The 22,547-nt window shown below is 68.0% G+C and carries 25 protein-coding genes and 1 tRNA gene; 18 read left to right on the top strand and 8 right to left on the bottom strand.

Going from position 1 to position 22,547, the window contains the following annotated elements; translation table 11 throughout:
• Window positions 1–126: 126 nt before the first annotated feature.
• The 6 genes from AC4GY7_RS10960 (at window position 127) to queE (ending at window position 6,102) form a co-directional block, all read left to right on the top strand.
• A complete protein-coding gene (locus AC4GY7_RS10960) occupies window positions 127–1,284 on the top strand; it encodes a hypothetical protein (protein ID WP_491113810.1) in 1,158 nt (385 codons plus the stop codon).
• Between the two features lie 127 nt (window positions 1,285–1,411).
• A complete protein-coding gene (locus AC4GY7_RS10955) occupies window positions 1,412–2,608 on the top strand; it encodes an aspartate aminotransferase family protein (RefSeq protein ID WP_491113807.1) in 1,197 nt (398 codons plus the stop codon).
• A 33-nt stretch (window positions 2,609–2,641) separates the two neighbouring features.
• Window positions 2,642–3,559 (top strand): ornithine carbamoyltransferase, encoded by a 918-nt coding sequence (gene argF, locus AC4GY7_RS10950; protein ID WP_443583228.1) that lies wholly within the window; start codon window positions 2,642–2,644, stop codon window positions 3,557–3,559.
• Window positions 3,560–3,644: 85 nt separating this feature from the next.
• A complete protein-coding gene (locus tag AC4GY7_RS10945; RefSeq protein WP_491113802.1) occupies window positions 3,645–4,556 on the top strand; it encodes an Hsp33 family molecular chaperone HslO in 912 nt (303 codons plus the stop codon).
• Window positions 4,557–4,763: 207 nt separating this feature from the next.
• Complete coding sequence (gene queC, locus AC4GY7_RS10940) at window positions 4,764–5,462, top strand: 7-cyano-7-deazaguanine synthase QueC (protein ID WP_443583226.1); 699 nt, start codon at window positions 4,764–4,766, stop codon at window positions 5,460–5,462.
• 7 nt (window positions 5,463–5,469) lie between these two features.
• The gene (gene queE, locus AC4GY7_RS10935; protein ID WP_491113799.1) at window positions 5,470–6,102 is read left to right on the top strand and encodes a 7-carboxy-7-deazaguanine synthase; all 633 of its coding nucleotides are present in this window, start codon (window positions 5,470–5,472) and stop codon (window positions 6,100–6,102) included.
• 56 nt (window positions 6,103–6,158) lie between these two features.
• On the opposite strand, the gene AC4GY7_RS10930 is transcribed toward queE, so the two are convergent.
• The 3 genes from AC4GY7_RS10930 to lipB form a co-directional block, all read right to left on the bottom strand.
• Complete coding sequence (locus tag AC4GY7_RS10930; protein WP_443583224.1) at window positions 6,159–6,893, bottom strand: hypothetical protein; 735 nt, start codon at window positions 6,891–6,893, stop codon at window positions 6,159–6,161.
• Window positions 6,894–7,092: 199 nt separating this feature from the next.
• Window positions 7,093–7,356 carry a hypothetical protein gene (locus AC4GY7_RS10925; protein ID WP_443583223.1) on the bottom strand — a complete coding sequence of 88 codons (264 nt, stop codon included), beginning with the start codon at window positions 7,354–7,356 and terminating at the stop codon, window positions 7,093–7,095.
• A 108-nt stretch (window positions 7,357–7,464) separates the two neighbouring features.
• Entirely contained in the window at window positions 7,465–8,121 is a 657-nt protein-coding gene (gene lipB, locus AC4GY7_RS10920) for a lipoyl(octanoyl) transferase LipB (protein ID WP_443583222.1), read from the bottom strand.
• 106 nt (window positions 8,122–8,227) lie between these two features.
• Between lipB and AC4GY7_RS10915 the strand changes: the two genes are divergently transcribed.
• A complete protein-coding gene (locus AC4GY7_RS10915) occupies window positions 8,228–9,067 on the top strand; it encodes a DUF7847 domain-containing protein (RefSeq protein ID WP_491113795.1) in 840 nt (279 codons plus the stop codon).
• Window positions 9,064–9,828, top strand: a complete 765-nt coding sequence (locus tag AC4GY7_RS10910; protein WP_491113793.1) for a hypothetical protein — start codon at window positions 9,064–9,066, stop codon at window positions 9,826–9,828. Before AC4GY7_RS10915 ends, AC4GY7_RS10910 begins: the two co-directional genes overlap by 4 nt.
• Here AC4GY7_RS10910 and AC4GY7_RS10905 read toward each other — a convergent pair.
• Both AC4GY7_RS10905 and hemF read right to left on the bottom strand, forming a co-directional pair.
• A complete protein-coding gene (locus tag AC4GY7_RS10905) occupies window positions 9,795–10,400 on the bottom strand; it encodes a GNAT family N-acetyltransferase (RefSeq protein WP_491113791.1) in 606 nt (201 codons plus the stop codon). The genes AC4GY7_RS10910 and AC4GY7_RS10905 overlap by 34 nt on opposite strands.
• 4 nt (window positions 10,401–10,404) lie before the next feature.
• Window positions 10,405–11,247 (bottom strand): oxygen-dependent coproporphyrinogen oxidase, encoded by an 843-nt coding sequence (gene hemF / locus AC4GY7_RS10900; protein ID WP_491113790.1) that lies wholly within the window; start codon window positions 11,245–11,247, stop codon window positions 10,405–10,407.
• 65 nt (window positions 11,248–11,312) lie between these two features.
• Between hemF and AC4GY7_RS10895 the strand changes: the two genes are divergently transcribed.
• The gene (locus tag AC4GY7_RS10895; RefSeq protein ID WP_491113788.1) at window positions 11,313–12,089 is read left to right on the top strand and encodes an AcvB/VirJ family lysyl-phosphatidylglycerol hydrolase; all 777 of its coding nucleotides are present in this window, start codon (window positions 11,313–11,315) and stop codon (window positions 12,087–12,089) included.
• On the opposite strand, the gene AC4GY7_RS10890 is transcribed toward AC4GY7_RS10895, so the two are convergent.
• Window positions 12,016–12,480, bottom strand: a complete 465-nt coding sequence (locus tag AC4GY7_RS10890) for a tRNA (cytidine(34)-2'-O)-methyltransferase (RefSeq protein WP_491113786.1) — start codon at window positions 12,478–12,480, stop codon at window positions 12,016–12,018. The genes AC4GY7_RS10895 and AC4GY7_RS10890 overlap by 74 nt on opposite strands.
• A 175-nt stretch (window positions 12,481–12,655) precedes the next feature.
• Here AC4GY7_RS10890 and petA point away from each other — a divergent pair, with 175 nt between their 5' ends.
• From petA to AC4GY7_RS10850, 8 genes are all read left to right on the top strand, one after another.
• The gene (gene petA, locus AC4GY7_RS10885; protein ID WP_443583691.1) at window positions 12,656–13,222 is read left to right on the top strand and encodes a ubiquinol-cytochrome c reductase iron-sulfur subunit; all 567 of its coding nucleotides are present in this window, start codon (window positions 12,656–12,658) and stop codon (window positions 13,220–13,222) included.
• 16 nt (window positions 13,223–13,238) lie between these two features.
• Window positions 13,239–14,525 carry a cytochrome b gene (locus AC4GY7_RS10880; protein ID WP_443583215.1) on the top strand — a complete coding sequence of 429 codons (1,287 nt, stop codon included), beginning with the start codon at window positions 13,239–13,241 and terminating at the stop codon, window positions 14,523–14,525.
• A gap of 25 nt (window positions 14,526–14,550) precedes the next feature.
• Window positions 14,551–15,393 carry a cytochrome c1 gene (locus AC4GY7_RS10875; RefSeq protein ID WP_491113783.1) on the top strand — a complete coding sequence of 281 codons (843 nt, stop codon included), beginning with the start codon at window positions 14,551–14,553 and terminating at the stop codon, window positions 15,391–15,393.
• A 207-nt stretch (window positions 15,394–15,600) separates the two neighbouring features.
• Window positions 15,601–16,809: a DUF445 domain-containing protein gene (locus tag AC4GY7_RS10870; RefSeq protein ID WP_491114662.1), complete on the top strand. Its 1,209-nt coding sequence runs from the start codon at window positions 15,601–15,603 to the stop codon at window positions 16,807–16,809.
• An 82-nt stretch (window positions 16,810–16,891) separates the two neighbouring features.
• A complete protein-coding gene (locus tag AC4GY7_RS10865; protein ID WP_443583213.1) occupies window positions 16,892–17,992 on the top strand; it encodes an ABC transporter permease in 1,101 nt (366 codons plus the stop codon).
• Entirely contained in the window at window positions 17,992–18,894 is a 903-nt protein-coding gene (locus AC4GY7_RS10860) for an ABC transporter ATP-binding protein (protein WP_443583212.1), read from the top strand. Before AC4GY7_RS10865 ends, AC4GY7_RS10860 begins: the two co-directional genes overlap by 1 nt.
• Window positions 18,894–19,856, top strand: a complete 963-nt coding sequence (locus AC4GY7_RS10855) for an MlaD family protein (RefSeq protein WP_443583211.1) — start codon at window positions 18,894–18,896, stop codon at window positions 19,854–19,856. Before AC4GY7_RS10860 ends, AC4GY7_RS10855 begins: the two co-directional genes overlap by 1 nt.
• A gap of 4 nt (window positions 19,857–19,860) precedes the next feature.
• Window positions 19,861–20,448, top strand: coding sequence for an ABC-type transport auxiliary lipoprotein family protein (locus AC4GY7_RS10850; RefSeq protein WP_491113780.1), 588 nt, complete (start codon window positions 19,861–19,863; stop codon window positions 20,446–20,448).
• A gap of 18 nt (window positions 20,449–20,466) precedes the next feature.
• On the opposite strand, the gene AC4GY7_RS10845 is transcribed toward AC4GY7_RS10850, so the two are convergent.
• Entirely contained in the window at window positions 20,467–21,312 is an 846-nt protein-coding gene (locus AC4GY7_RS10845; protein ID WP_491113779.1) for a peptidylprolyl isomerase, read from the bottom strand.
• A gap of 88 nt (window positions 21,313–21,400) precedes the next feature.
• Here AC4GY7_RS10845 and AC4GY7_RS10840 point away from each other — a divergent pair.
• A tRNA-Ser gene (locus AC4GY7_RS10840) sits at window positions 21,401–21,491 on the top strand.
• A gap of 232 nt (window positions 21,492–21,723) precedes the next feature.
• On the opposite strand, the gene AC4GY7_RS10835 is transcribed toward AC4GY7_RS10840, so the two are convergent.
• Window positions 21,724–22,547, bottom strand: an 824-nt coding sequence (locus AC4GY7_RS10835; protein ID WP_491113777.1) for a hypothetical protein, incomplete at its 5' end; no start/stop codon positions are given.

Raw genomic sequence — 22,547 nt, 5'->3', positions numbered from 1 at the left:
CAGTTCACGCGCCGCTGCCCAAATCGGGCTGTTCATTTCTCGATGATGGGTCCCAGTCACTGCATGATGCGTTGACAATCACCGGCATAGATCGTGTGATGGGTTCAAGTATCGGGAGATGGTATCATGCTGCTTCTGCCTCTGCTCGCGTTACAGGTTGTTGCCGGTGCACCGGCCAGCGATGCCCCATCGGAGCGTGATCCTTCGATCGTCATCAACGGCACCTCGCTGCAGAGCACGCGGGCGGCGCTCGACCGCTGCATTGCGGCACACTGTCCGCCCGATCGCGAGATCGATGCCGCGTTGCGCTATGCCAACCAGCAGTTCCTCGCGGGCGACTACGTCGCTGCGCGCTCTACCGTCCTCGAATCCCGCCGCCGCAACAACCGCTTTGCCAGCACCTTCCCGGAACCCGTGTCGGATCTTGCGCGCGCGGCAACCAAATTGTCGATGATGGTCGGCAGGGTCGGTGCGGCGCATTCCGCCTCGCTGGATGCCGTGGGGCTGCTCAAGAAGGGATTGCCGGGAGACAGCCCGACGATCATGGTGCAGCGGCTCGAACTCGGCGACCAATATGCCCGCGAGGGCCGGCTGGAGATGGCGTCGGCGATGTACGATCGGGTCGCCGCACAAGGACGGGCCGCCGGCAATATCGCGGTTGAAGGGCATGCCCTGTATCGATCCGCCGTGTTGTTTTCGGCGGTCGCGAGCGTCGATTCCGATTATCGCTATCGAGCGCGTCGGGCGGTCGCCCGCATCGCCGAACGGACGGAGCCCGGGTTCGCCCCGTTTCGCGATGGCCTGACGCTGCTGGCCGAACGACTGAAGGTGCTGGAAGCCAAGCCATCGCAGCGGCAGGCGCTGCTCGATCGCGCCCCGCCTACGCCGTTGCAGGAGCCGGTGCTCCTGTCCGAACCCTGGGTCGATCTGGCGCGGCCGGGCCTCAGCGCCACGCAGAGCGGCGGTATGCAGTCGGAATGGGCCGACGTCAGTTTCTGGGTCAAGCCCGACGGATCGGTCGCTGACGTCCATGTCGAGCAAACCTCCGCCTATGCGCCCGGGCCATGGTTGCCGGTGAAATTGAAGGCTGTGGCTGCGCGTCGCTATGCCCCCTTCGCCGGTGCCGACGATGCGCCGCCGGTATATCGCGTCGAGCGGTATTCGATGATCTACGATCTTGCGAGCCCGACAGGATCGAGGATCATGGTCCGGAACACCATCGGGCGGCTTGACACGACTACCATGTCCTCGACCTACAAGGGCAAGGACGTGCCGGTGCAGTGAGGCCGGTGCAGTGGGGGCGTGGCGCTTGGGCCTTTCCCGGTGTTGACCCGCCGCCTCGCCACCCCGTAAAGAAGGATTGGGCGACCGTCGGGTCGCCCTTTCTCGTTTGGAGAAGAGGAGACTTCCCGTGACCATTACGCCACTCATGCCCGTCTATCCGCGGTGCGGGGTGCGTCCGGTCCGAGGGGAGGGGTGCCATCTGATCTCCGAGGACGGCAGCCGCTATCTCGACATGGCGGCGGGCATCGCGGTCAACGCGCTCGGCCATGGCCATCCGCACCTCGTCAAGGCGATCGCCGATCAGGCGGCGACGCTGATGCACGTCAGCAACCTCTACGGCAGCCCGCAGGGTGAGGCGCTGGCGGAACGCATCTGCGCGCACAGCTTCGCCGACACGGTGTTCTTCACCAATTCGGGTGCCGAAGCGGTAGAATGCGCGATCAAGACCGCGCGCCGCTTCCATTACGCCAATGGCGCGCCGGAGCGGACCAAGATCATCACCTTCAACAACGCCTTCCACGGGCGGACGATGGGCGCGATCTCGGCGACCAACCAGCCCAAGATGCGCGACGGCTTCGAGCCGCTGCTGCCCGGGTTCGCCTATGCGCCGTTCAACGACCTCGACGCCGCGCTGGCGCTGATCGACGATCAGACCGCCGGCTTCATGGTGGAGACGATCCAGGGCGAGGGCGGCGTGTCGGTCGGCACGCCCGAATTCATCACCGGCCTGCGCAAGGCATGCGACGACCACGGCCTGCTGCTGATCCTGGACGAGGTGCAGTGCGGCTACGGACGCACCGGCAAGATGTGGGCGTACGAGCATTACGGCATCGAGCCCGACATCATGTCGGTCGCCAAGGGCATCGGTGCCGGCTTCCCGCTCGGCGCGTGCCTCGCCACCGAGCGGGCGGCATCGGGCATGGTGATCGGCACCCACGGCTCCACCTATGGCGGCAACCCGCTGGCGATGGCCGCGGGGCAGGCGGTGCTCGACGTGCTGCTCGCCGACGGCTTCCTGGAGCAGGTCGAGGCGATGGGCGAGCGACTGCGCGGCGGCCTCGAACAGCTGATCCCCAACCACGACCATGTGTTCGAGGGCGTGCGGGGCAAGGGGCTGATGCTCGGCCTGAAGCTGAAGGCGGGCGTCGAGCCGCGCGAATTCGTGGCCCATGCGCGCGACAATCACGGGCTGCTGCTGGTCGCGGCGGGCGAGAATGTCGTGCGCATCCTGCCGCCGCTGGTGATCGAGGAGGCGCATGTCGCCGAATGCCTGGAGAAGCTCGGCACGGCGGCACGGGTGTTTGCGGGCGCAAGCGACGATTGAGCCTAAGATCCTCCCCGGTACGGGGAGGATAAGATGCGGCATTTCTTGAACCTGACCGATGCCGGCGCCGATGGCGTCGCCGCGATGCTCGCCGATGCGATGGATCGCAAGGCGGCGCGTGCCGGCTGGCCCAAGGGGCGCGTCGACGCCGATGCGCCGCTCGCCGGCCATGTGCTGGCGATGATCTTCGAAAAGAATTCGACTCGCACCCGCGTCAGCTTCGACATGGCTATCCGTCAGCTGGGCGGCACGTCCATCGTCATGGACGCAGGCTCGATGCAGCTGGGGCGCGGCGAGAGCATCGCCGATACCGCCCGCGTGCTGTCGGGTTACGTCGATGCGATCATGATCCGCACCGACGATCATGCCAAGGTCGAGGACATGGCGCGCCATGCCGGCGTGCCCGTCATCAACGGCTTGACCGACGCGTCGCACCCCTGCCAGATCATGGCGGACCTGCAGACCATCCTGGAGGATGGCAAGGCGCTGCCGGGCCTCAAGGTCGCGTGGCTCGGCGATGGCAACAACGTGCTCGCCTCGCTGATGGAGGCAGCCGGCCTGATGCGGTTCGAGGTGGTCGCCGCCTGCCCGCAAGGCTTCATGCCGCCGGAGGAGGACGTGGCGCTCGGCCAGGGCCATGCGCGTGTCGTCGCCAGCCCGCAGGAGGCGGTGGCAGGGGCAGACGTGATCGTCACCGACACCTGGATCTCGATGGGACAGGCGCAGGCCGACACCAAGCTTGCGGCGATGATGCCCTATCAGGTCGATGAAGCGCTGATGGCGCATGCGAGGCCCGATGCCCGGTTCCTCCATTGCCTTCCCGCGCACCGCGGTGAGGAGGTGGTGGATGCGGTGATCGACGGCCCGCAGTCGCTGATCTGGGCGGAGGCGGAGAACCGCCTGCATGCGCAAAAGGCGGTGCTGCGCTGGGTGTTCGGCCAGATCGGGTAAGGCGTTTCGTCAGCCCGGCGTAGGCCGGGATGACGAATGAGGCGCCAAACTTGACCCCTGCAGCCCCGCGCCCCATCTCGCCGCCATGCAACAGACCATGACCGATCTCGATCGCGCGCTCGGCTTCGCGATCCCCTCCCGCTCGGCGCGTGGCCGGGTGGTGCGCCTGGGGCCAGCGCTCGACGCGGTGCTCGCCGCGCATGCCTATCCGCCGGCGATCGAGGCGCTGCTCGCCGAGGCGCTGACGCTCGCCGCACTGATCGGTTCGACGCTGAAGGACCCGACCGGCCAGCTGACCATGCAGACGCGGACGGAGAATGGCGTGATCCGCCTGCTCGTCTGCGATTATCGCGGCGGCGAGGTGCGCGGCTATGTCGACTACGACGCCGAGAAGCTGGCCACGGCGCCCGAGCAGCCGACGCTGTTCGCGCTGTTCGGCCAGGGCTACCTCGCGATCACCTTCGACCTCGCGACCAGCGGCGAACGCTACCAGGGGATCGTGCCGCTCGACGGCGAAACCCTGTCGGAGGCGGCGCAGACCTATTTCGTCCAGTCGGAGCAGATCCCCAGCCTGGTACGCGTCGGCATCACGCGCGACGCGGCGGGGCGGCGGGTCGCCGGCGGTCTGTTCCTCCAGCACCTGCCGGAGGGCGAGGTGGGCCGCGAGCGCCTCCATACCCGGCTCGATCATCCCGAATGGGAGCATGTCCAGGCGCTCGGCCAGACGATGGGCGCCGACGAGCTCGCCGATCCCGCCGTGTCGCTGGAGACTCTGGTGTGGCGTCTGTTCAACGAGGAGGCCGATGTGCGGGTGCTGGCCTCGACGCCGCTGTCGCGCGGCTGCCGTTGCACGGGCGAATATATTGCCAGCGTGCTGTCCAAGTTCTCCGCCGAGGAACGGCGCGAGATGGCCGACGACAGCGGCTTCATCCAGGTCGACTGCGCCTTTTGCGCGACCAAGTTCCCGGTTCCCGCGGAGCTCGATCCGGTCGCCTGACCCGCTTCGCCGTGCACATAATAAGTCCGCGGAACGCAACGCCTTAAGCCGATTTTAACCGGCTCCCCTTATCGGAAAGGGCGTGCATGTTTTCGAATGTCGCACGCTTTTCTCCCTAAGAGCGTTGACGCGCTCTTACCCTTAAAAGGGCCGCCTCACCCGCGGCCCTTTTCTTTTGCGCACCGTTGGCCTAGCGCGGCGCGGATCATGACCATTGCATCCCAGGCCGCGCCGTTGGCCGTCGTGCTCGTGTCCGGCGGACTCGACTCGATGATCTCCGCTGCGAGCGCGCGCGAGGCGGGCTATCGCCTGCTCGCGCTGTCCGTCGACTACAACCAGCGCCACCGCGTCGAACTCGCCGCTGCCCGTCGTGTGGCCACGGCGCTCGGTGCCGAGCGCCACATCGTGCTGCCGCTCGACCTGTCCGCCTTCGGCGGCTCGGCGCTGACCGACGATATCGCCGTACCGAAGGAGGGCGTGGGCGAGGGCATTCCCGTCACCTACGTACCGGCGCGCAACACCATCTTCCTCAGCCTCGCCCTCGGCTGGGCGGAGGCGGCGGGCGCACGCGACCTGTTCATCGGGGTCAATGCGCTGGACTATTCGGGCTATCCCGATTGCCGGCCTGAATTCATCAGCGCGTTCGAGGGGCTGGCGGAGATCGCCACCAAGGCGGGCGTCGAAGGGCAGCCGTTCCGCATCCACGCACCGCTCCAGCATATGACCAAGGCGGATATCGTACGGGAGGGCACGCGGCTGGGCCTCGACATGGGGATCAGCTGGTCGTGCTACGATCCGGCACCCGGCGGCGTGCATTGCGGCACCTGCGACAGCTGTCGCCTGCGCTCCAAGGGGTTCCAGGAGGCCGGCATCGCCGATCCGACGGTCTACGCCGTCCAGCCGTGAGGCGCGCATGAGCTATGCGGTCAAGGAGATGTTCCTCACCCTGCAGGGCGAGGGGGTGAACGCCGGACGGCGCGCGGTGTTCGTGCGCTTTGCCGGTTGCAACCTGTGGAGCGGCCGCGAGCAGGATCGCGCCACGGCGGTCTGCCGCTTCTGCGACACCGATTTCGTCGGCACCGATGGCCTGGGGGGCGGCAAGTTTGCCGACGCGGCGGCGCTGGTCGCCGCGGTAGCGGGCTTCTGGGGCGAAGGGGTGGGCGAACGCTTCGTGGTCGTTACCGGTGGCGAACCGATGCTGCAGGTCGACGATGCGTTGGTCGACGCCCTTCATCATGCGGGCTTTCGCATCGCGATCGAGACGAACGGCACCCTGCCGGTCCACCCCGGTATCGACTGGGTGTGCGTCAGTCCGAAGGCGGGCAGCACGGTGGTGCAGCAGTCCGGCGACGAGTTGAAGCTGGTGTGGCCGCAGGCGGGAATCGATCTAGAGACGGTCGAGAGCTGGGCGTTCGCCAATCGGCTGCTCCAGCCGATGGACGATACGCGTGGGGCGGCGAACGTCGAGGCGGCGATTGCGCTGGTGATGGAGCGGCCGCAATGGCGCCTGTCGCTGCAGACGCACAAGATGCTGGGCCTGCGGTAGAGCCGATCGCACCTGCCTGTCGCAGGGCAACCGATCGGCTCCACCGGACGTCGGCGTCAGCGTGCCGCGGTCTGCGTGGCGGCGGTCGGCGCCGCAGCCGCGGTGGCCACCGGCGCCGGCGGCCAGACGAAGGCGCCGCACTTCTTGACGACCCAGCGTCCCTTCTTGTCGTAGCAGACGGGGTCGATGCGCGGCTGCGAGGCATAGTCGCGGCCGAGCGCGCGCGAGAAATGCTGTTCGCCATAGGGCGTCAGGCTGTTGCGCAATTCGCGGATGCGGGTCAGGGCAAGATCGCCGAACTGGCCCCGCGGCGTGAACACCGCCTCGCGACCGATCTCGCTCGCCGTCTGGCAGAAGTTGAGCTGGGCTGCGACCGCCGCGAAGCTGGAATACAGCCGCGTGCCGAACTGATCGAGCGCGGTCTGCCCCTCTTTGGCCGACTTGGCGGTGCGAGTGAAATATTTGTTCAGCGCGTCGAACGATGCCTTCAACTCGGCCTGGTGGTCGGTCAGGATGGCATTGTAGTTGGTGACGGTAAGCAGCGTCGGTTCGAACTGGCATTGCAGCGCCGCGACGTTGAGCGCCGCGCGCAGGTTCCACGCCATCGCCGCGCGAATCTCGGTATCGGTGGCGCCGGGCAGCACCTGACCGAGCCCCGCTTCGGTCCCCTTGACCGTTTCGCCGCGGAAATCGTGCGAGCGCAGGTAGAATTGGGCCGAGGCGGGCGCAGCCGCCGCCGTCAGGCCGATCGCCACGCCGCCAAGCGCCAGCGCGGTACGCAACAGGGTCATTTCACCTATCCTCCCGAAGGATCGTTATGCGGGAATTCTAGATGGTTTTGCCCCCCGACCCAATCCCCGATTAAGCATATCCGCGGCAAAATCGGACGAAATGCGGCCAAGCGTTGGAACATAATAGAAAAGGCCGCCCAGTTGCCCGGACGGCCGTTTCGATGTCGTAATGACCTTACGGTAAAACCCTTGCGGGTTATTACATCGCGTTGGTGGTCATCGTGTCGTTCGACATCATGGTGTCGTTCGACATCATGGTGTCGTTGGCCATCATGCCACCGTTCGACGCGCCGTCGACGGCGGTCATGTTGTCGCTCATGGTGCCCATGTCGTCGGTGGTGTTCAGGTCGGTGACCATCGTGTTGTCGGTGGTGGTCTCGGTCTTCGGGCCACAAGCCGACACGGCGAGCGCGGCGCCGGCGATCAGCGAGCCGGTCAGGACCTTGGAGATGATTGCACGCATTGGAAGCTCCCTAGATAAGGATTTGGACGGCTTGCTGGCCCTTTAATACCCAAATCGCGGTGGACATTAATCGCATAATGCCCGGCCCTCAAGCCTCGTTTTCTGCGCCTACGCCTCGGCAGGACAGGAAAGCGACGAGAGGAACACCGGCGCGGTCAACGCCAGGGCGGCGTCAAAGGTTGCGAGGTCGGCGTCGCGGCCCAGCGCGGCGAGGCTGGTGACCGGATAGTCCGGCAGGCCGCACGGCACGATGCCGGTGAAGTGGGTGAGGTCCGGCGCGACGTTCACGGCGAGGCCGTGCAGCGTGATCCACCGCCGCACGCGCACGCCGATCGCGCCGATCTTCGCTTCCGGGCCGCCATCGCGCGTCCAGATGCCGACGCGCCCCTCCGCCCGGAACGCCGAGACGCCCAGCCGTTCGAGCGCGGCGATCACCCAGCCTTCCACGCCGTGGACGAAGCAGCGCACGTCGCGCCCGCGCCTGCCGAGGTCGAGGACCATGTAGACGATACGCTGGCCGGGGCCGTGATAGGTGTATTTGCCGCCCCGCCCGGTGGCGATCACCGGAAAGCGCGGATCGATCAGGTCGCCCGCCACCGCGCTGGTGCCGGCGGTGTAGACCGGCGGATGTTCGAGCAGCCAGAGCAACTCGGGCGCCTCGCCCGCCAGCACGGCGGCGGCGCGCGCCTCCATCGTCGCCAGCGCTTCGTCATAGGGGGTGAGGCCCGGCGACACCCGCCATTCGATCCCGTCGATCTCGGTCATGCCGGTCCATGTGTGCGAGCGCGCGGGTGCTTGCAAGTTGGCGAGTGGCCAAGCCGCGGCGCTTGGGCTAACCGGACGGCATCACCGCAAGATGGGGCGATGCCGGATGGTCAGGATGGGCAATGTGTGGGATCGCACCGTCGAGGTGCTGAACGGACGCGGCGGCATGCTCGCGGGCGTCGCCATCCTGACGCTGTTCATACCGCCGGCGCTCGCCTCGGCGTTCGGCGCCTATGTCGCGCCGGGCATGGCCCGCTCGGTAGGCGCGCTGCTGCTCACCCTCGCGACGACACTGATCGCGCTGTGGGGGCAGCTGTGGATCATCGCCGCCTCGATCGATCCGGCGACCGATCGCGAGGCGGCGCGGCGGCAGGCCAATGCGCGGCTGCTGCCGGCGTTGCTCGTCGCGCTGGTGCTGGGCTTCGCGCTGATCGTGGCGATGCTGCCGGCGGTGGCGCTGATGGCCGTATCCGGCGTCAACGTCGCGGCGATGAGCGCGGGCACGGCACCGACCGTCACCGTAACCGGCTCGGCGCTGCTCGCCAGCCTCTATGTGATCGTGCTGCTCGTCGCGATCCTGTTCGTCGGCGCCCGCATGCTGCCGCTCTATGCGGTGGTGCTGCGCGAGCGGCTGGGCCTCGCCGCGATCGCGCGCAGCTGGCAGCTCAGCCGCCGCCACACCTGGCGGATCGTCGGCGTCGTGCTGCTGTTCATGGTGGTGCTGCTGTTCGCGACCACTGCCGCGCAGTTCGCCGTCGGCCTGATCCTGCGCCTGATCCTCGGCGCCGATGCGCGCGCCACCGTCGCCTTCCTCGCCACGCTGGCCGGGCAGGCGGCGTCCACCGCGCTGACGCTGGTCGCGATCGTCTTCTCGGCGCAGCTCTACCTGTCGCTGGTCGCCCGCGAACAGCTGCTGCGCGACCGCGCGGGCCAGGCGGCGGCGTGAAGGTCACGCTCGCCGCGCTGCTCGCCGATGCCCGGGCGCTGTTCCGGCGCGATGCCGACCTGCTGCTGCGCGTCGCCGGCCTGTTCTTCTTCCTGCCGACCTATGCGCTGCTGCTGCTCGTCGGGCCATTGCCGCTGCCCGACCCGGAGATCGCGGACACGCAGGCGCGCGCGCAGGCTTGGATGAATGCGCTCGACACCTGGGTCGGCGATTACGGCCTGGGATCGGTCGTCGCTTACGCCGTCACCTATTTCGGCTTGGCCCTGCTGTTCTGCCTGTTGCTCGATCCCGTCCGACCGACGCTGCGGGAGGCGATGGGGCGTGCCGCGCGCCTGTTCCCGCGCTTCATCCTGGCGATGGTGGTCGTGTCGATCCCGTCCGGCGCAGGCATGTACCTGCTGCTGCTCCCCGGGCTGTGGCTGATGAGCCGCTTCATGCTGGCCGGCCCGATCCTGTTCGCAGCAGGCGCGGGCGCGCCACGGATCGGTGCCATCGCCGCGATCGGCCGGTCGTGGCGGGCGACGCGCAAGGCGCAGCTGTCGCTGCTCGGCGCGATCGTCACCGTCTATCTCGCCGCGTTGCTGGCGGGGCAGCCGTTCATGCTGTTCGCGCGCTGGCTCGGCGGGGAGGGGGGCGGCAATCCGCTCGGCGTGGCGATCGCCGATGCCCTCGCCGCGGCCGTCGCGATGCTGACGCAGGTCGCCGGCGGCCTGATCGCCGTCGCCGCCTATCGCCGATTGTCGGAGCCGTCCGCCAGATAGGGAACATGCCGCCCCATGTCGGGCGGCAGCAGGCCGAGCGCACGCGGATCGGGAAAGGTCTCGATCGTCCGCCTGACCGCGACGAACCCCTGTGCGCGGTAGAAATTGAGCGCGGAGGGGTGATCGAGCGTGCAGGTATGCACCCACACGCGCCGGACACCCGGTAGCCAGGCGCGCGCCATCGCCTCCGCCATCAGCCAGCGGCCATGCCCCTTGCCGGCGAGTTCCGGAACGAGGCCGAAATAGGACAATTCGCAGGCGCCCTCATGCCGGAAATCGAGTTCGAGCAGCCCGACCTCGACGCCGGCGGGATCGATCGCGGCAAAGACCTGCACCCGCGCATCGTGCACGATCGCGGTCAGCGCGGCATCGTCCATCGCCAGGCGCGAATACCACAGCCATGGCCCGCCGACGCGCGCGAACAGCATCCGGTACTTGGCCGATTCGGGCCGCGCCCAGCGCACCAGTTGCAACGGTGACGCGGGCAGCGGCCGCAGCGGCGGTCGGCGCGTCATGTCCAGCGTGGTGACGATCGTCGCCAGCTCGCGCGGATCGACCGGGATCAGCGCCACGGCGCTATTCCCACGTCGCGAGCGGCGGCAGGCTCATCAGGATCGCATCGATATTGCCGCCGGTCTTCAGGCCGAACAGGGTGCCGCGGTCGTAGACCAGGTTGAATTCGGCGTAGCGGCCGCGCCAGGCGCGCTGCTGCGCCAGATCGGCCTCGTCGAACGGCTGGTTCATGCGGCGGCGGACGATCTGCGGGTAGATCGCGAGGAACGCTTCGCCGACGGCGCGGGTGAAGGCGAAATTGGCGTCGAAATCACCCTCCAGGTGATCGTAGAAGATGCCGCCGACGCCGCGATGCACCTTGCGATGGGGAATGTAGAAATACTCGTCCGCCCATGCCTTGAACCGCGGATAGTGCGCCGGATCGTGGGCATCGCAGGCGGCGGCGAGCGCGGCGTGGAAATCGGCGGTATCCTCCGCCACCGGCAGCGGCGGGTTGAGGTCGGCACCGCCGCCGAACCAGCGCTTGGTGGTGACGAGGAAGCGGGTGTTCATGTGCACCGCGGGCACGTGCGGATTGGCCATGTGCGCGACCAGGCTGATGCCGGTCGCGAAGAAGTGCGGATCGTCGCCGGCGCCGTGGATCGTCTTGCCGAATTCGCCTTCGAACGCGCCGCCGACGGTGGAGACGTTGACCCCGACCTTTTCGAACACGCGGCCCTTCATCACCCCGCGCACGCCCCCTCCGCCCGGTTCGCCCGAGGGATCGGTGCGGTCCCATGGCGTATAGTCGAACACCGCGTCCGATCCCGCCTCGCGCTCGATCGCCTCGAACGCGGTGCAGATGCGGGTGCGCAGCGATTCGAACCAATGGCGGGCGGCGGTCTGTTCGGCATCGAGGGTCAGCATGGAGCGACCCTCTAGCGCCTGTCGCGGCGCTGGTCATCCGTCACGCAGGCTGGCAGGGACGGCGGATGACCCGTTCGGCACGACGATCGCTGTTCCGCGGCCTGCGCGTCGCCGCGGTCAGTTCGGCCTTCGTCTGCGCATGCGTCGCGGCGGCGGGCTATTTCGATCGCGATCCCGTCCACCTCTATCCGGCGCGGCCGCCGGCGAGCGGCGTCGCGCTGGTCAACGTCTCGGGCGACATGGGCCTGCGTTTCCTGCTCGGCGCCTCGACGTCGCGCGGGCTGACCGAACACCATGTGACGGTGGTCGGCATCTCCTCGCCGGCGGTCTTCCGGCGGTGGCGGAGCCGGGCGGAGGTGGACGCCTTCATGGCCGACGTGGTGCGGACCGGCCTGGCGCGCACCGGGGCGCGGCGGATCGTGGTGATGGGCCAGTCCTATGGCGCCGACATCGTGCAGACCGGCCTTGCGCGCCTTCCCGCCGACCTGCGATCGCGCGTGGCGGGGATCATCCTCGTGCTGCCGGGCGACTCGGTCTACTTCCGCGCCGACCCTACCGGCTGGGCCTATCGCGGCACGCCGGACAGCGTCGCCGTCACCACCGCCGACACGCTCACCTGGGCGCCGCTCACCTGCATCTACGGCGTCGAGGAAGACGACAGCCTCTGCCCGCTGCTCAAGGTGCCGGGCGCGCGGATCGTCGGGATGCCGGGCGGCCACAATATCCACCATGATGAAGCCGGGCTGCTCGCCCATGTGCTGGATGCGATCAGGCGCCCGGCCAGCCGCCCGTCTGCCTCAGCGCCTCGCCCAGCACGATCGCGGCGGATACCGACAGGTTGAGCGAGCGCAACGGCGGCGCCATCGGGATGACGACGCGCGCATCCACACGGGCGTGGACCTCCTCGGGCACGCCGGCGCTCTCGCGGCCGAACAGCAGCACGTCGTCGGCGGCGAAGGCGAAGTCGTGCAGCGGCGTCGCACCGCGCGTCGTCAACAGCACCAGGCGCCCCGGCGCCTGCCGCTCGAACGTCGGCCAATCCGCATGCCGGGTCACCGACACATGGTCGATATAATCCATCGCCGCGCGTGCGACGCGCTTGTCGTCCCACTGGAAGCCCATCGGCTCGATCAGGTCGAGCGGCGTGCCGAGGCAGGCGCAGGTGCGCATCACCGCGCCGACGTTGCCGGCGATATCGGGTTGGTAGAGGGCGAGGCGCAGGCGGCTGGTCATCGTGGGTCCTCCCTAGCGTCCGGCTAACCCGCGGTAAAATGCTGTTGGCAAAGCGAGGCCCTGCCGTCTATCAGGCAGCAGCCCGCCTTGGGGATGGCAGGGTTCGGTGGGCCAGGGTTTCCCGTTCCCCCGCAAGAAAAAGAGACAAGGGCAGAGACGAATGGCGACTGACAGCATGGTACCTCCCGGTGAATCGCCGGAGCCGTTCCACGAGGAAGTCCACGATCCCCGCCGCCGCGATTTCATCAACATCGCCGCCGTATCCTTTGCCGGCGTCGGCGCGCTCGCGATCGTGCTGCCGCTCATCAACCAGATGAACCCGTCGGCGGACGTGCTGGCGCTGTCGACGACCGAGGTCGACCTGTCCAAGATCCAGCCGGGGCAGGCGATCAAGGCACAGTTCCGCAAGCAGCCGCTGTTCGTGCGCAACCTGACGCCCAAGGAGATCGCGGAGGCGAATGCCGTGCCGATCGCCTCGTTGCGCGATCCCCAAACGCTGGCCGAGCGGACCAAGCCCGGCAAGGAAAACTGGCTCATCACGCTGGGCGTCTGCACGCACCTCGGCTGCGTGCCGCTCGGTGCGGGCGAGGGCGAGAACAAGGGACCGTTCGGCGGCTATTTCTGCCCGTGCCACGGCTCGGCCTACGATACCGCGGCGCGCATCCGGCAGGGGCCGGCGCCGAAGAACCTGTTCGTCCCCGAATATACGTTCAATTCCGACACCGTCGTCACGGTCGGCTAAGGGAGAGGTAGAAGACATGAGCTTTCCCTGGGCCAAGCATTACGAACCCAAGCAGCCGCTGATGCGGTGGCTGGACGAGAAGCTGCCGCTGCCGCGCCTCGTCTACAATGCCGTCGGTGCCGGCTATCCGGTGCCGCGCAACCTCAACTATTTCTGGAACTTCGGCGTGCTCGCCGGGGCCGCGCTGGCGATCCAGATCATCACCGGCATCGTGCTGGCGATGCATTATGCCGCCAATGCGGGCGTCGCCTTCGGCTCGGTCGAAAGCATCATGCGCGACGTCAATGCCGGCTGGTTCCTGCGCTACGCGCACGCCAACGGCGCGTCGATGTTCCTGCTGGTCGTCTACATCCACATCGGCCGCGGCCTCTATTACGGGTCGTACAAGGCGCCGCGCGAAATGGTGTGGCTGCTCGGCGTCGTCATCTTCCTGCTGATGATGGCGACCGCCTTCATGGGCTATGTGCTCCCCTGGGGGCAGATGAGCTTCTGGGGTGCGCAGGTCATCACCGGCTTCTTCTCGGCGATACCGCTGGTCGGCGACACGATCCGCATCTGGCTGCTCGGCGGCTACGCGCCGGACAATGCGACGCTCAACCGCTTCTTCTCGCTGCACTATCTGCTGCCGTTCGTGATCGCGGGCGTCATCATCCTGCACATCTGGGCGCTGCACATCCCGGGATCGAACAACCCGACCGGCGTCGAGGTGAAGGGTGAGCAGGACACGGTGCCGTTCCACCCCTATTATACGGCGAAGGACGGCGTCGGCGTCGGCGTGTTCATGCTCGTCTTCGCGCTGCTGATCTTCTTCAGCCCGAACCTGCTCGGCCACCCGGACAATTACATCGAGGCGAACCCGCTCTCGACGCCGGCGCATATCGTGCCCGAATGGTACTTCCTGCCGTTCTACGCGATCCTCAAGAGCTTCACCGCGAACTTCATCCTCGATGCCAAGCTGTGGGGCGTGCTCGCGATGTTCGGGTCGATCCTGCTGCTGTTCTTCCTGCCCTGGCTCGACACGTCGCCGGTGCGCTCGGCGAATTACCGGCCGAAGTATCGCATCTTCCTCGGCGTGCTGCTGCTCGACGTGCTGGTGCTCGGCTATGTCGGCGGGGCGGAGGCGAATGCGCGCAACGTGATCCTGGGGCAGATCGCCTCGGCCTATTATTTCGCGCACTTCCTCATCATCCTGCCGTGGGTCGCCCGCTCGGAGCGTCCGCGCCCGCTGCCCAATTCGATCACGGAAGCGGTGCTGGCCAAGCAGGGCGGGACCAGCGTCACGCACAGCGCGGCGCAAGCCTGAACCGACTGGGGGATATCAGAAAACCATGCCTCGCATCATCGCCTCCCTGATCGGCGCCGCCTTCATCTTCGTGCTCGCGCTCGCGCTCTTCGGCACCGCCAAGACCGCGATCGAGGATCCCGCGAAGGAAACCGCCGAGCAGGTGTTCCACCTGCACCCCGAGAACATCCACCTGTCGTCGAACGGCTTCTTCGGCAAATACGACAACCGGCAGCTGCAGCGCGGCTTCCAGGTCTTCAAGGAGGTCTGCTCGGCCTGCCACAGCCTGAAGTACGTGTCGTTCCGCGACCTCACCAAGATCGGCTATTCGGAGCCCGAGACGAAGGCGATCGCCAACCAGTGGGTGATCGAACAGCCGACGGTGAACCCGGACACCGGCGAAGCCTCGACCCGCAAGAACGTGCCGTCGGATCGCTTCCCGTCGCCGTTCGCCAACGAGGTCGCCGCGCGCGCCGCCAACAACAACGCGCTGCCGCCCGACCTGTCGCTGATGGCCAAGGCGCGGCATGACGGATCGAACTACATCCATGCGCTCCTCACCGGCTATCGCCCGCAACCTGCGGCGCTGCTGAAGGAGTTCCCGGACGCGAAGACGCCCAAGGGGCTGCATTACAACCCGTATTTCGCCAACCTCAACATCGCCATGCCGCCGCCGCTGACCTCCGACGGGCAGGTCACCTATTCGGACGGGACCAAGGCGACCAAGGACCAGATGGCGCGCGACGTCGCCGCCTTTCTGACCTGGACCGCGGAGCCGAACCTCAACACCCGCCATGGCGCGGGTCTGGCGGCGGCGCTGTTCCTGATCGCGTTCTGCTTCCTCGCCTGGGGCGCGTATCAGAACGTCTGGCGCGACGTGAAGCATTGATCGCCGCCCGTTGAGGGCCGACGGATGGGGGCGGGGGTGCGAAGGCACCGCCGCCCTTCTTCGTTGAGTGGGCCGATGGGCTGCCGCTTACCGGTCGCCCCACCATGGCCACTTGAACTTACCAGCGCTTCGGGGATTGTTTCACCGATGAACCCTTTCCCCCGCGCCACGACCAGACTGGAGGCGACGCCGCCTGCGCTGGTGCGGATGCGCAGGCTCGCCGGCGGGCTGCTGCTCGCCATGGCGGCGCTGTTCCTCGTCAGCCGGCATCTCGCCACGACGCATCCGGCGTGGGGCTTCGTGCAGGCGTTCAGCGAGGCGGCGATGGTCGGCGGCCTCGCCGACTGGTTCGCGGTCACCGCGCTGTTCCGCCATCCGCTCGGCCTGCCGATCCCGCACACCGCGATCGTGCCGCGCAACAAGGATCGCATCGGCGATACGCTGGCGCAGTTCCTGCGCGCCAACTTCCTGCAACCCACGGTCATCAGCCGCCGCATGCGGCGCCTGGATGTCGCCGGCGCGCTCGCCCATTGGCTGACCGATCCCGAGGAGGGCGCCGGCGGCCGCTTCCGCCAGGGCGCCTCCAAACTGGTCGCGCAGGTGCTCGAGGGGCTCGACCCGCAGCGGCTCGGCGGGATGGTCAAGGCCGGCATCGCCGCACGCCTGCGCGAGGCGGAGGTCGCGCCGATGCTGGGGCGCGTGATGAAGGCTGCCATCGCCGAACAGCGCCACGCGCCGCTGCTCGACGGCGCGATCCGCTGGGCCGCCAAGGCGCTCGCCGCCAACGATCACCTGATCCGCCAGATGGTGCATGAACGCGCCGGATCGATCCTGCGCTGGACCGGGCTCGACGAAACGGTGGCGGACAAGCTGATCGGCGGCCTCGACCGGCTGATCGCCGACATGGCGGAGGATCCGCAGCACCCGTTGCGCCTCAAGGCTGAGGAGGGGCTGGATCGCCTCGCGTGGGACCTGCAATTCGATCCCCGTACCCGCGAACGGGTGGAGGCGATGAAGGTCGAACTGATCGCCAATCCGGCGATGCAGCGCTGGCTCGACGGTTTGTGGGAAGCGGCGCGTGCCGGGCTGCTGCGCATCGCCCGCGATCCCGAGGGTGCGATGCAGGGCCAGTTGGGCGACGTGCTGCGCCAGCTGGGGGGCACGCTGACCGGCGATCCGCGCCTTGCCCGTACCATCAACCGCTTCGTGCGGCGGGCGGTGGTCGGCATCGCCGCGGATTATGGCGACGGCATCGTCCGTCTGGTGTCCGAAACCGTGCGCGGCTGGGACGCCCGCACGATCACGACGCGGCTGGAGAACGCCGTCGGGCGCGATCTGCAATATATCCGCATCAACGGCACGCTGGTCGGCGGCCTCGTCGGACTCGCCATCCATGCGGTGGATGTCCTGTTGTGAAGCAGGGCTGTACGCTCTCGCCATCCGTCGCATACCGCAAACGCCTTGCCGTCTCGATCGTCTTGCCGCACAAGCGCAGGCGATGAGCGCCACAGCCGAATTCGAGCAGGACAGCGGCGGCACCGTCCGCTTTTCCGGCGACCTGCTGTTGCGGACGCTGGGCAAGCTGCCGGACCGGCTGGATTCGCTGTCCGGACCGGTCGAGCGAATCGACCTCAGCGCGGTCGGGCGAATCGACACCGTCGGCGCCTGGGTCGTCCACCGGCTCGCCGCACGCCACGATGCCGCGATCGACGGGCTGGACGAGGACGGCCGCTACCTGCTCGACCAGGTGGTCGCCGCCGATCAGCCGGTCGCGCTGCCGGATCGGCCGTCCAATGCCTTCACCCGCCTGCTCGGCGAGATCGGCGATGCGGTCGTCGTCACCTTCCGCACGCTGTACGGCCTGCTCGGGTTCCTCGGCGCGACGACGATCGCCCTGGTCAACGTCATCCGCCATCCCAGCCGCTTCCGCTTCAATGCCACCGTCCACCGGTTCGAGGTGGTGGGCGTGCAGGCGCTGGCGATCGTCGGGCTGATGAGCTTCCTGATCGGCATCGTCATCGCCCAGCAAGGCGCGGTGCAGCTGCGCCAGTTCGGCGCGGAGGTGTTCACGATCAACCTCGTCGGCCGGCTGACCCTGCGGGAGCTGGGCGTGCTGATGACCGCGATCATGGTCGCCGGGCGATCCGGATCGGCCTTCGCCGCGCAGCTCGGCACGATGAAGCTCACCGAAGAGATCGACGCGATGCGCACCATCGGCGTGTCGCCGATGGAGGCGCTGGTGCTGCCGCGCACGATCGCGGCGGTGCTGCTGATGCCGCTGCTCGGCTTCTATTCGTCGCTGATCGCGATCATCGGCGGCGGCCTGCTCGCCTGGGTATCGCTCGACATCCCACCCGTGACCTTCATCCAGCGCATCCGCGAAGTGGTGCCGATCACCGACCTCTATATCGGCCTCATCAAGGCACCGGTGTTCGGCGCGATCATCGCCATCGCCGGCTGCTTCCAGGGCATGCTGGTCGAATCGGACGCGGAGCAGGTAGGCCTGCGCACCACGTCCGCCGTCGTGCAGGCGATCTTCCTCGTCATCGTGCTCGATGCCTTCTTCGCGGTGTTCTTCACCTGGGTGGGGTGGAACTGATGGCTGCGACCAATACCGATCGCGACGCCGGCGAACACATCATCCAGGTCCGCGGCCTCAAGAATGCGTTCGGCGATCAGGTGGTCCATGAAGGGCTCGACCTCGATGTCCGGCGTGGCGAGATTTTGGGCGTGGTCGGCGGATCGGGCACCGGCAAATCGGTGCTGATGCGCTCGATCATCGGCCTCCAGACGCCCGTCGCCGGCGAGATCACCGTCTTCGGCGAACCGACGATCGGCCGCGAGGAGACGGAGGCGACCAACATCCGCAAGCGCTGGGGCGTGCTGTTCCAGGGCGGCGCGCTGTTCTCCACGCTGACCGTCGCCGAGAACGTGCAGGTTCCCTTGCGCGAATTCTATCGCGACCTGAACCCGGCGCTGATGGCGGAGATCGCGGCCTACAAGGTGGTGATGACCGGCCTCAAGCCCGATGCCGGCCCCAAATACCCGGCCGAACTGTCCGGCGGCATGAAGAAGCGCGCCGGCCTTGCCCGGGCGCTCGCGCTCGATCCCGAACTGCTGTTTCTCGACGAACCCACCGCCGGCCTCGATCCGATCGGTGCCGCAGCGTTCGACGATCTTACCAAATCGCTCCAGAAGACGCTGGGCCTGACCGTCTTCCTCATCACCCACGACCTCGACACCCTGTATGCGATCTGCGACCGGGTGGCGGTACTGGCGGACAGGCGCGTGATCGCGGTCGGCACGATCGACGAACTGCTCGCGCTCGATCACCCCTGGATCCAGGAATATTTCAAGGGGCCGCGCGGCCGCGCCGCGGTGGCGACGCAGGAGGCGAATGCCGCCGCTCATCCGACCGAAGTGAAGACCAACGCAATCGCGGCGAATCCGACTGCCGCCGCTACCGAACCGGCACGAGACCGACCCATGGGGACCGACTGATGGAAACCCGTTCCAACCACGTGATCGTCGGCGCGGTCGTGCTGATCCTGCTCGCCGTCCTTGCGATCTTCACCGTCTGGATCGCGCGCCTCGGCGGCACGCAGGAGAAGGAATATGACATCTTCTTCAAACAGTCCGTCGACGGCCTCGCCAAGGGGTCGACGGTCACCTATTCGGGCGTGCCGACGGGGCAGGTGAAGACGATCGCGCTGTGGAAGCCCGATCCGCAGTTCGTCCGCGTGCGCGTGACGGTGAACGACGATACGCCGATCCTGCAGGGCACCACCGCGACCATCCAGGGCAGCTTCACCGGCACCAGCACGGTGGCGCTGGATGGTGCGCGCAAGGGCGCGCCGCCGATCGTCTGCCCCGATCATCCCGATGCGCAGCAATGCCCCTATGGCGTCCCCGTCATCGCCACCAAGCAGGGCGGCATCGGTGCGATCCTGAATTCGGCGCCGCAGTTGCTCGAGCGGCTGTCGACGCTGACCGAGCGGCTGACCGGCCTGCTCACCGATCGCAACCAGGCGTCGATCGCCGGCATCCTCGACAACACCAACCGCCTGACCGACGCGCTCGCCGATCGCGGGCCGGAGATCGCGGCGACGCTGGCGCAGACCCGTGTCGCCATCCAGCAGGCGGGCGATGCCGCGCAGTCGATCGGCCAGCTCGCGCAGACCACCAACGGTGTGCTGGCCGAGGACGTCAAGCCGACGATGCAGAACCTCAACAAGGCGATCGCCGCGGCCCAGCAGAGCGCGGAAACGCTGAACAGCGCCATCCAGGATGCGCGGCCGGGCCTGCAAACCTTCTCCAAACAGACGATTCCGGAGGCGAACCGGCTGGTGCGCGACCTGCGCGTCACCGCGACGGCTCTGTCGTCGATCGCCGACAAGGTCGACCAGGGCGGCGCCAGCTCGCTGATCGGCCAGCAGAAGCTCCCCGACTACAAGGGCAAGTGAGATCATGAAGACCAGGCTCCTCATCCTCGCCGCGGCCCTGCCGCTGGCTGGCTGCATCAGCTTCGGCGCCAAGCCGCCGCCCTCGCTGCTCACCCTGCAATCGACCGCCGCACCCGCGGTGGGGACGGAGCAGAATTCGGCGGGCACGCGATCGATCACCATCCAGGTGCCGACCACCCCGGCGGAGATCGCCGTCGCACGCGTGCCGGTGCAGGAAACGCCGACGTCGATCGCCTATGTGAAGGACGCGCAATGGTCCGAACCGCCGGCGCGCCTCTTTGCGCGGCTGCTGTCGGACACCGTCTCGGCGCGCAGCAACATGGTGGTGCTGTCCAGCATCCAATCGATCGGCGATCCCAGCGCGACGCTGGCGGGATCGCTACGCAATTTCGGTCTCGATGCCGCCAGTCGCCAGGCGGTCGTGACCTATGACGCGGCGCTGACCCGCGCCGGCAAGGATACGGTGGAGAAGCGCCGGTTCGAAGCGCGCGTGCCGGTCGCAACGATCGACGCCACCAGCGCTGGCACCGCGCTCAACCAGGCCGCCAACCAGATCGCCGTGGAGGTCGCCGCCTGGGTCGCGGCGAGCTGAGCACGGCGCCCCTGAGCGTTAGGGCGCCCGGCGCACCGCGGGCAGCACGTCGCACACCGCCGCGCCGCCCAGCGACACCATCGGCGCCTCGGGATGTTCGCGCCGTGCGACGGCGGCGGCGAAGCGTGGATTGTCGGCGCGGCGATACTGGAAATGCGGGCGTTCGGCGGCCGGCATGTCGCTCGCCAGCCGCACGCTGACGATCGGCGTGCGTTCCGCAGCGGTCGCATACATGCCCATCGCCGCATCGCTGCGCGGCAGGGCGGAGAGATATTGCATGCCCTCGACGATCCGCCCGACCACCGTGTAATTGCGGTCGAGCCGCCGCGCGGACTGGCCGATGGGTGTGAACAGTTCGGCGCCCGACCCGGTGCTCGGCAGCGCATCGCGCGCGACCCCGACCATGCCGTAGCAATGCGTCAGCCACGCCTGCCGCCCGTTGCTCGCCACCGGCCAGCCGTCGGCGGTGATCCCCGACGCGGTGGAATAGCTGTCGGCCTTTGCCAGTCGCACCGCCGGCCGGAACGCGCCGATTTCGAACTCCGCGGCGGGACGGTCGGTGACGCCGGCCGGCAGCGGCTTCTTCTCGGTCGCATCACCCCATTGCGCGACCCAATTCTCCTGCACGCGGTACACGCTCTCGCCGTCCCACCAATGCGCGCGGGCGAGCGTGCGGACGTTGCCGACGTGCTGCGGCGCCATGCCCGCGGCAAGACGGATCACCACCTGCCGCCCGTTCGCCAGCGTCATCACCAGCAGTTCGTCATCGGGAATGGCGCGCCAATCCGCCTCGATGGGGTCGGCAGGCGAGGGTGGCGGCGCAGCTTGCAGCGGCGCGGCGGCGAAAAGGAGCAGGCTCAGCATGACGCAGCAGAGTGGCGCAGCCGGCGCCCGCGCGCAATCACTTGCAGGGCGACCCCGGACCGGCTAGGCGCGCTGCTCCAGGACATGCGGAGCGGTGGCCGAGTGGTCGAAGGCGCTCGCCTGGAAAGTGAGTATACGGCAAAACCGTATCGAGGGTTCGAATCCCTCCCGCTCCGCCATTTTCCCCGCCAAACAACAAAGTCCGGCCAGGCAAAGCGCTCGCGCGCTGGAGGTGCTATGTGTGGTGTCGGCTGGGCTTGGCGGGTGCGGTTCGGCGCCACGCCGTGCGCCATCTGCGGCAGGCAAGGGCAGCTCCATGCCGCCATTCCATCATATCCTTCATGCCCATGCTGGTGAACGCGGGCATCAGCATGAAGGACGGGTTCTCCGCACGGCGATAGCTCGCCGGCTTTATCCCTTCTTGCCGATCAACTTGTCGGCGATCTGCTTGGCGGCGTCTTCGGCGGCCTTGGTCACGCCCTTCAGGATGTCGTTGGAGGTCTTGGCTGCGGCCTTGGCGGCGTCGTCGGCTGCCTTTTGGGCGTCCTTGGCAGCCTGTTCCTGCGCCTTGGCGGCGTCCGCGGCTGCCTTGGCGGCGTCTTTCTGGGCGTCGGCTGCCGCCTTGGCTGCATCCTTGGCGGCCTTGTCCGATGCGGCCTTGGTCGCATCGTCCGCCGCCTTCCTGGCGTCGTCCGCCGCCTTGGCGGCCTGTGCGTCGGAGGCTGCCTTGGCCGCATCCTTGGCGGCCTTGTCCGCTGCCGCCTGCGCGGCATCGGCGGCGGCCTTCGCAGCCTCCTTGGCGGCCTTGTCCGCGTCCTTGGCTGCCTGGTCGGCGAGCTTGGCGTTGTCGGCTGCGACCTTGTCGGCGGCATCGCGCGCCGCCTTTTCAGCGTCCTTCATCGTCTGGGCGGCCTGATCCGCCGCCGCTTTCTGCGCGTCGCGCGCCGCCTTTTCGGCGGCGGCCTGGCTGGCGGCCTCGGCGGCCTTGGCGGCATCGCTGGCCGCCTTCGCTGCGAGCGCGGCGAGCTGGTCGGCCGCGGCCTTGGCCGCCGCGTCCTGCGAGGCGGCGGCGTCCTGAGCCGCCTTGGCCGCGTCACGGGCGGCCTGATCCGCCGCAGCCTGCGCCGCTGCCTTTTGCGCCTCCTGCTGGACACGCTGCGCCTCGGCCGCCGCGGCGGCCGCGGCCGCGGCGCGCACATCGTCCTGCGCCTTTTGCGCGATGGCGGCGGCGGGAC

Source organism: Sphingomonas sp. SP5 (genome assembly GCF_058313455.1).
Note: the sequence above shows the minus strand (reverse complement) of the source record. Positions and strands in the feature narration are given on the sequence as shown.

What these genes read in the sequence shown, in the direction of transcription:
- AC4GY7_RS10930 (WP_443583224.1), bottom strand. Translation starts at nt 6,893, where the DNA reads ATGACCCTGTTGCGTACCGCGCTGGCGCTTGGCGGCGTGGCGATCGGC.
- AC4GY7_RS10870 (WP_491114662.1), top strand. Translation starts at nt 15,601, where the DNA reads ATGCGCAGGCTCGCCGGCGGGCTGCTGCTCGCCATGGCGGCGCTGTTC.
- AC4GY7_RS10960 (WP_491113810.1), top strand. Translation starts at nt 127, where the DNA reads ATGCTGCTTCTGCCTCTGCTCGCGTTACAGGTTGTTGCCGGTGCACCG.
- lipB (WP_443583222.1), bottom strand. Translation starts at nt 8,121, where the DNA reads ATGACCGAGATCGACGGGATCGAATGGCGGGTGTCGCCGGGCCTCACC.
- queC (WP_443583226.1), top strand. Translation starts at nt 4,764, where the DNA reads ATGACCATTGCATCCCAGGCCGCGCCGTTGGCCGTCGTGCTCGTGTCC.
- petA (WP_443583691.1), top strand. Translation starts at nt 12,656, where the DNA reads ATGGTACCTCCCGGTGAATCGCCGGAGCCGTTCCACGAGGAAGTCCAC.
- AC4GY7_RS10855 (WP_443583211.1), top strand. Translation starts at nt 18,894, where the DNA reads ATGGAAACCCGTTCCAACCACGTGATCGTCGGCGCGGTCGTGCTGATC.
- AC4GY7_RS10945 (WP_491113802.1), top strand. Translation starts at nt 3,645, where the DNA reads ATGCAACAGACCATGACCGATCTCGATCGCGCGCTCGGCTTCGCGATC.
- AC4GY7_RS10925 (WP_443583223.1), bottom strand. Translation starts at nt 7,356, where the DNA reads ATGCGTGCAATCATCTCCAAGGTCCTGACCGGCTCGCTGATCGCCGGC.
- queE (WP_491113799.1), top strand. Translation starts at nt 5,470, where the DNA reads ATGAGCTATGCGGTCAAGGAGATGTTCCTCACCCTGCAGGGCGAGGGG.
- AC4GY7_RS10890 (WP_491113786.1), bottom strand. Translation starts at nt 12,480, where the DNA reads ATGACCAGCCGCCTGCGCCTCGCCCTCTACCAACCCGATATCGCCGGC.
- AC4GY7_RS10875 (WP_491113783.1), top strand. Translation starts at nt 14,551, where the DNA reads ATGCCTCGCATCATCGCCTCCCTGATCGGCGCCGCCTTCATCTTCGTG.
- hemF (WP_491113790.1), bottom strand. Translation starts at nt 11,247, where the DNA reads ATGCTGACCCTCGATGCCGAACAGACCGCCGCCCGCCATTGGTTCGAA.
- AC4GY7_RS10865 (WP_443583213.1), top strand. Translation starts at nt 16,892, where the DNA reads ATGAGCGCCACAGCCGAATTCGAGCAGGACAGCGGCGGCACCGTCCGC.
- AC4GY7_RS10850 (WP_491113780.1), top strand. Translation starts at nt 19,861, where the DNA reads ATGAAGACCAGGCTCCTCATCCTCGCCGCGGCCCTGCCGCTGGCTGGC.
- AC4GY7_RS10915 (WP_491113795.1), top strand. Translation starts at nt 8,228, where the DNA reads ATGGTCAGGATGGGCAATGTGTGGGATCGCACCGTCGAGGTGCTGAAC.
- AC4GY7_RS10860 (WP_443583212.1), top strand. Translation starts at nt 17,992, where the DNA reads ATGGCTGCGACCAATACCGATCGCGACGCCGGCGAACACATCATCCAG.
- AC4GY7_RS10895 (WP_491113788.1), top strand. Translation starts at nt 11,313, where the DNA reads ATGACCCGTTCGGCACGACGATCGCTGTTCCGCGGCCTGCGCGTCGCC.
- AC4GY7_RS10845 (WP_491113779.1), bottom strand. Translation starts at nt 21,312, where the DNA reads ATGCTGAGCCTGCTCCTTTTCGCCGCCGCGCCGCTGCAAGCTGCGCCG.
- argF (WP_443583228.1), top strand. Translation starts at nt 2,642, where the DNA reads ATGCGGCATTTCTTGAACCTGACCGATGCCGGCGCCGATGGCGTCGCC.
- AC4GY7_RS10880 (WP_443583215.1), top strand. Translation starts at nt 13,239, where the DNA reads ATGAGCTTTCCCTGGGCCAAGCATTACGAACCCAAGCAGCCGCTGATG.